Annotated in this window: 4 protein-coding genes and 2 pseudogenes; 2 read left to right on the top strand and 4 right to left on the bottom strand. The window is 59.0% G+C overall.

The window, feature by feature from the left end; translation table 11 throughout:
- Positions 1–156 (top strand): ExbD/TolR family protein (locus tag CE491_RS23815; RefSeq protein WP_199885236.1); only part of this gene is annotated, 156 nt, incomplete at its 5' end.
- Between the two features lie 914 nt (positions 157–1,070).
- Here CE491_RS23815 and CE491_RS23810 read toward each other — a convergent pair.
- From CE491_RS23810 to CE491_RS31335, 4 genes and pseudogenes are all read right to left on the bottom strand, one after another.
- Positions 1,071–2,666 carry an ABC transporter substrate-binding protein gene (locus tag CE491_RS23810; RefSeq protein ID WP_110950781.1) on the bottom strand — a complete coding sequence of 532 codons (1,596 nt, stop codon included), beginning with the start codon at positions 2,664–2,666 and terminating at the stop codon, positions 1,071–1,073.
- A 31-nt stretch (positions 2,667–2,697) separates the two neighbouring features.
- The gene (locus tag CE491_RS23805) at positions 2,698–3,549 is read right to left on the bottom strand and encodes an ABC transporter permease (protein ID WP_110950780.1); all 852 of its coding nucleotides are present in this window, start codon (positions 3,547–3,549) and stop codon (positions 2,698–2,700) included.
- Positions 3,546–4,115, bottom strand: a pseudogene (locus CE491_RS31340) (ABC transporter permease); the annotation flags it as partial. The pseudogene CE491_RS31340 and the gene CE491_RS23805, both read right to left, overlap by 4 nt.
- A gap of 189 nt (positions 4,116–4,304) precedes the next feature.
- Positions 4,305–4,535 (bottom strand): annotated as a pseudogene (locus tag CE491_RS31335) (ABC transporter permease); the annotation flags it as partial.
- A gap of 347 nt (positions 4,536–4,882) precedes the next feature.
- Between CE491_RS31335 and CE491_RS23795 the strand changes: the two are divergent.
- The gene (locus tag CE491_RS23795; RefSeq protein ID WP_199885235.1) at positions 4,883–6,091 is read left to right on the top strand and encodes an acyl-CoA dehydrogenase family protein; all 1,209 of its coding nucleotides are present in this window, start codon (positions 4,883–4,885) and stop codon (positions 6,089–6,091) included.
- Positions 6,092–6,163: the final 72 nt, after the last annotated feature.

The raw sequence follows: 6,163 nt of genomic DNA, 5'->3' as shown, positions 1-6,163 counted from the left end.
CTGGAGACCAACCTGCGTTCGGCCAAGGAAAAGAACGCCGACGTGCGGGTGCAATTGCAGGCCGACAACGGCGTGAATTATGGCGAAGTGGCCCGGGCCATGGCCTCGATCGAGAAAGCCGGGATTACCAAGTTGTCGGTGATAACGGCCAAATAGAGGCGTGCGGTCTAGCGCCAGCCGACGGCTAAACCGGCCTATGCGATTTTAGATTTTTACAGGTTGTTCCTCAGGCAGAGGGCAGCCTGTTTTTTTTGGAGCCGGGCATTGGAATTCGCGCGCATATCCATTGCTGCGGTAACGGCGATTTAAGGTTCGCTTACAGCGGGTCACTTTTTTCGGAAAGTAACCAAACCAGTTGCTGCTGGTTTGGCTCGACTCCCTCGGTTTTCTTACGTAGGCGACGCTCATCGCCACCTGCGTTCGGCCTGCACCCAAGTCGCGATTTGTGTCGTCTGTACCACGCATGAAAAGCAAAAGCCTGGCGGGTTGGAGCTAACGCTCTTCGCATCTTCTGATGCCGAATCTCAATCCTTGAGGTACATGCGATCCTGTAGCAGTCCGGCTTGCGGCAATGGCGCCTTTGAAATCGCTGTCGCCAGCAAGCCGTGCTGCAGGGGGGGGGGGGCGAACGCAAAATCCTAGTACGACACAGAGCCTGTAGGAGACGTCGGAGGTGACGACGGCAGCGAATGCGGTGGATCAATTAAAGATAAGTTGCCTGACACTCCGATTTCGCCATTGTCGTAACCTCCAGAAGCTCCCACAGGTACAGCGCTGATGTTCAAATTCTGCTCCTGCTTTTGATCTTCTTGCACACAAGTAAAGACGACATACATCGCGACTTGGGGCGGGCGCACGGAGCGTCGCCGGAGTGAGGGAATCGGACTACGTCGGACCCAGCCGGGAGCAAGCACCCTAGGTTACTTGGATGGTCCGGTATTCCGGCTTTTCCAGGTAAGTCGACGCAGTCGAAACGTTGCTGCCGTCAGGCAGAACCCATATCAGAGCACGACACTAGATACGGATATATTCCCCAGAAAGCGGCGCCTCAGAACAGCGCAATTCCCAGCTCACCCCTTTATATAAATCTGCGCCCCGTTGCTCCCAAGCCCCTCTGCCCCGACAAAGAAATCCTTCACCCGCTTGTCGTAAACCACCGGGTTCACCAACGTCAGCACGCCGAGGTCCGGCAAGTCCTCAACCACCTGCTTCTGAAACTGTGCAAACAACGCAAAACGCTTCTGCACATCGGTTTCCACCGCAGCGGCCTCCAGCAATTCGTCAACCTTGGGATTGCTGTAATGCGCACCATTGGAAAACGGAACGCCCGGCTGGAAATTCTTCGACCAATACAACCGTTGCACGCCCACCGTCGGATCGAACAAATTGCTCATGCCATTGAGCGTGAAATCAAAATCCCGGTCCGTATAAACCCGTTTCACATAGCTCGCAAAATCCTGCGAGCGCAAGGTCACCAGAATGCCGACCTTGGCCAGCGCCTGTTTGATGTAATCCGCCGTGCGCCGATAGGTCTCCGGGCCTGGCAATGGGTCCAGCGTCAGCTTGAAACGCACACCGTTGCCGTCCCGCGCCAGCCCGGCCTCGTCCAGCAACTGATTGGCCTTGGCCACGTCGAACGCATAGCGTGGCAGGTCAGGGCTGTAGAAATTCTTCATGTCCGGGCTGATCGGCCCATACAGCGGCTTACCATAACCGAGGAAGATGGTCTTGCGAATGAAGTCCAGGTTGATGGCGTGGGCAATGGCCGTACGCACCTCGTGCTTCTGCAGATAGGCGTTATCGAAGTTAAATTCGATTCGGGTGATGCTGTTGACGTAGGGTTCGCCGCGATCATCGACGCTCAGCCGCGGATTGCCCTTGATACGCTCAATGTCGCTGAGGGGGACGCCGCCGGTGGAGATGTCGATTTCCCCGGCTTCCAGTGCCGCCACGGTGGCGGCCGAGTCGCCGATGAAACGCACGATGACGCGATCCAGATACGGCTTGGGTGCATCCCAGTAGTTGGGGTTTCGTTCCAGAATCACATGGCTGCCGCGCACCCACTCCTTGAATACGAACGGCCCGGTGCCGATGGGCGCGGTGGCGTTGGCGTGGGTTTCCGGGCGGGCGTCGCCATAGACGTGCCTGGCGACGATTGGCGATTCACAGGCCGCCAGGGCCTTGAGCAGATACGGCGCGGGTTTGCTGAGTGTGAGCTGCACCAGATGCGGGTTGATCGCTGTCACGCTCGCGACGTTGGCAAAGGTAGCTCGACCCCGTGGGTTGGAGGCCTTCAGGGTCTGCAGGGAAAACACCACGTCATCGGCGGTGAAGTCCTGGCCGTCGTGCCATTTCACGCCCTCACGCAGGCTGAAAGTGTATTCCAGGCCGTCATCGCTGACGGTCCAGGCGGTGGCCAGTTGCGGCCGCGGATTGAGGTCCAGATCGTAGGTCAGCAAGCCTTCGGTGACCTTGGCCGCGATATAGACCGTGGCACCGGCGGTGTGGGTCAGGTTGACCAGGATCGGTGGCTCGATGGCGATGTGCATCCTCAGCGTGCCGCCGCGCACGGGCGGCTCGTCGGCGAAGGAAAAACGTGGGCTCAGTTGCAGCAGGGTGGTCGTGGCGCCGGCGTAAACCAGCAACTGGCGTCGAGTCAGGCTCATGATGGGTTTCCGTCAAAGGGCAAGGTGCGGGTCACTTAGAGGCCCGGTCGCGCGTGGGGTTGAAAGCGTCGGTGAGGCCATCGCCGATCAGGTTGAAGGCGAGCACGGTGAGAAAGATCGCAAGGCCGGGAATCGCCGTGAGATACCAGGCGGTGCGGATCTGCTCGCGGCCGCTGCCGATCATGCTGCCCCAGCTCACCTGATTGGGATCGCCCAGGCCCATGAACGATAGCGCCGACTCCATCAGCACGGCGGACGCGACCATGATCGAAGCGGTGACGATCAGCGTCGGCAGGATGTTGGGCAGCACCTCATGTGCAATGATGCGCAGATGGCTGTAGCCGACGCTGCGAGCGGCGAGGATGTACTCGCGCTCGCGGATCGAACGCACCTCGGCGCGCACCAACCGCGCTACCGTTGGCCAGGAAATTATCCCAATGGCGAAGATCAGTGTCGGCACCGAAGGCTGAACGATCGCCACCAGCGCCACCAGCAGCACGAAGCTGGGCATGGTCTGGAAGATCTCGATCAGGCGCTGCAGGCCGTAATCGACCTTGCCGCCGAAGTAGCCTGCCACCGCGCCGATGGCAAGACCGAGCAAGACACCGAACAGGCTCGCCAGAATCCCTACCTGCAACGACACCCGACCGCCATGCACCACGCCGGCCATCACATCGCGACCCAATGCATCGGTGCCCAGCGGGTAATGCCAGTCCTGGCCCGGCCATAGCAAGGCATCGGCTTCCATCCCCAGTGGATCGCCGGGGTAGAGCAGCGGCGCGAACACTGCCAGCAGCGTGATCGCGATCAGGAAAATCAACCCGGCCAACGCCGTAGGGTTACGCAACAAGCGTCGCAGCGCAGGGCTGCGCCGGGCGTTCATCGGCGGCTCCGGATGCGCGGGTCGAGCCAGGTTTGCAGCAAGTCGACCAGCACGTTGGTAATGATCACCAGCAGCGAAGAAATCAGCAGGATGCCCAGCAGTACGTTGTAGTCCCGTGCCATTACCGCGTCATACGCCAGACGACCAAGTCCCGGCAGGCTGAACACCGTTTCGATGACCACCGCGCCACCGAGCATGCCGCCAAAGTGCAGCCCGGCCATGGTGGTGATCGGTAGCAAGGCGTTGCGCAGCACATGCTTGAACGTGATGGCCCAGGGCGAGAGGCCCTTGGCCTCGGCGGTGCGCACGTAATCCTGAGCGCCGGCTTCGAGCATCGAGGCACGGGTCAAACGGGCGTAGATCGCGATGTAGATCAAGGCCAGGGAACTGGCGGGCAGGGCCATGAAACGCAGCGTGTCGAACAGCGCCGGCCAGCCATGCAGGTCAGCGCCGATGGTCCCGGAGCCACCCGTTGGGAGCCAGCCGAGCTTGACCGAGAACACTACGATTAGCATCAGACCGATCCAGAACCCCGGTACCGAATAAAAGAATTGCGAGCAGACATACAGCACGCGGTCCGGCCAGCGCCCTTGCCACCTGGCCATGAGCATGCCGAGGGCAATGCCCAGCAACAGCGAGAAGAGCAGCGCCAGCAGCATCAGCGTCAGCGTCGTGCCCAGACGCTGGCCGATCAGCGCTTGCACCGAGGCCCCGTAACGCGGCGAGTAGCCCAGATTGAAATGGGCCAGATTGCTCAGGTAATGCCACAGTTGCATCGGAATCGACTGATCCAGCCCGAACTGACTGCGCAGCGCCGCAAGACTTTCCTGAGTGGCCGAACCGGATTCTCCCGCCATGACATCCGCCGCATCGCCGGGGGCCAGTTGCAAGAGCAGGAAGTTGATCAAAAGAATGCCCAACAGGGTAGGCAAGGTATGCAACAGCGCACGCCAGAGTGCGCCGCCGAGTGTCAGCAATATCTTCATTAATTGATTCCGTCTGATGCGGAGCTATTAACTATTTGCTTATAACCTTTGTCAATGAATGAAAAAGTAATAAGGTTATGCACACAAGCACGCTAAGCATAGATAAAAAAGATATACGTCCTTCAAGTGTCCGCGATTGACGCTTTACCGATGGATGATTACTGTCGGCCAGCTGTGACGGTATCAGTTGGGATACACGCGGGTTATACCGGAAAGTTATACGGTCTGCCCAAAGCGGTAGGGTACTTTTTCTTGATTGGTTAGATGAGGCAAGTGTGGCGCTCAATCATTCCATTGAGTCGGGTTCAGTCCGACAGGAAACTTCATCCGTTGATGTTTTGGCGCGTGTGCTGGCACGAATTCCCGCGCTGGTGGAAGAAGTGGCCAAAGAGGCTTCAAAGCGCGATCTTGAGCGCGAACTGCCTTTCGCTGCCTTTGCGCTGATTCGCGAAGCCGGCCTGGGTGCGATGCGCATCCCTCGTGAATTGGGCGGGCCGGGCGGCGCGGTTCAGGATTACATCGAATTCATCACCACCCTGGCCAGCGCCGACCCTAACGTTGCCCATGCGTTGCGCTCGCATTTCAATTTCAGCGAAGCGGTGATCCACAGCCCGGACAGCGCCGAAAAACGCGACTACATCGCCAAGATCCTCGACGGCAAGCTGTTCGCCGGTGCCCACACCGAAGTCGGCGCGCCGCTGGGCACCATCCTGACGCGCCTGAATCGGGTCGGCGACAACTATCGCCTCAATGGCAAGAAGTGGTACGCCACCGGCTCTGCCTACGCCGATTTCCTGTCGTTTTCCGCCACCGACGACAGCGGCAAGATGATCAGCGTGCTGTTGCCCGCCGACCGCCCCGGTATCAACGTGCTGGATGACTGGGATGGCATGGGCCAGCGTCTGACCGCCAGTGGCGGCGTGTTGCTGGATAACGTCGAAGTCTTCCCCAACGAAATCAAGACCCGCAGCCACAACGCCGACGTGGGCCGTCACTGCTCCAGCCTGCGCCAATTGCACCTGGCGGCCTGCGCGGCCGGGGTGGTTCGTAACATTCGTCAGGACGCCGTGGAATACGTACGCAAACAGGCTCGCGCCGCCATGCACAGCCCGGCAGACATTGCCCGTGACGATCAATTCGTTCAGCAGGTGGTGGGTGAAATCGCCGCCAATACCTATGCCGTGGATGCCTTGATCGCCAATACCGCGCGCGTGCTCAACGAAAGTTCGCTGGTGTTATTCGCTGTTGCAAATACAACCGCTGCGACGCAAACAGCCGTTGCTGCTGAATCAACACTTGATCAACAGTTAATTAACGGCTCCATCAGCAATGCCCAGATGCAAGTAGTGGTCGCCAAACTTGCCCTGCGTTCCGCTGAAGTGCTGTTTGAAGTAGGTGGTGGCTCGGCGACTTCGCGCACATATAATTTCGATCGCCATTGGCGCAATATTCGCACGGTGTTGAATCACAATCCGCTGTTGCACAAAGCGCGGGTCGTGGGCGATTACTGTTTGAATGGAACGACCACTCACCTTCGTGAAGGGTTGGTATTTTAGTTGTACGCGGACAGGGAAGCGTCCAACCCGTTGTAAAGGGTTCATGAGAACCTTCACGCGCAAGACCCCACC

It is taken from the genome of Pseudomonas bohemica, assembly GCF_002934685.1.
In the GTDB taxonomy this organism is placed as follows: Bacteria; Pseudomonadota; Gammaproteobacteria; order Pseudomonadales; family Pseudomonadaceae; genus Aquipseudomonas; species Aquipseudomonas bohemica.
Note: the sequence above shows the minus strand (reverse complement) of the source record. Positions and strands in the feature narration are given on the sequence as shown.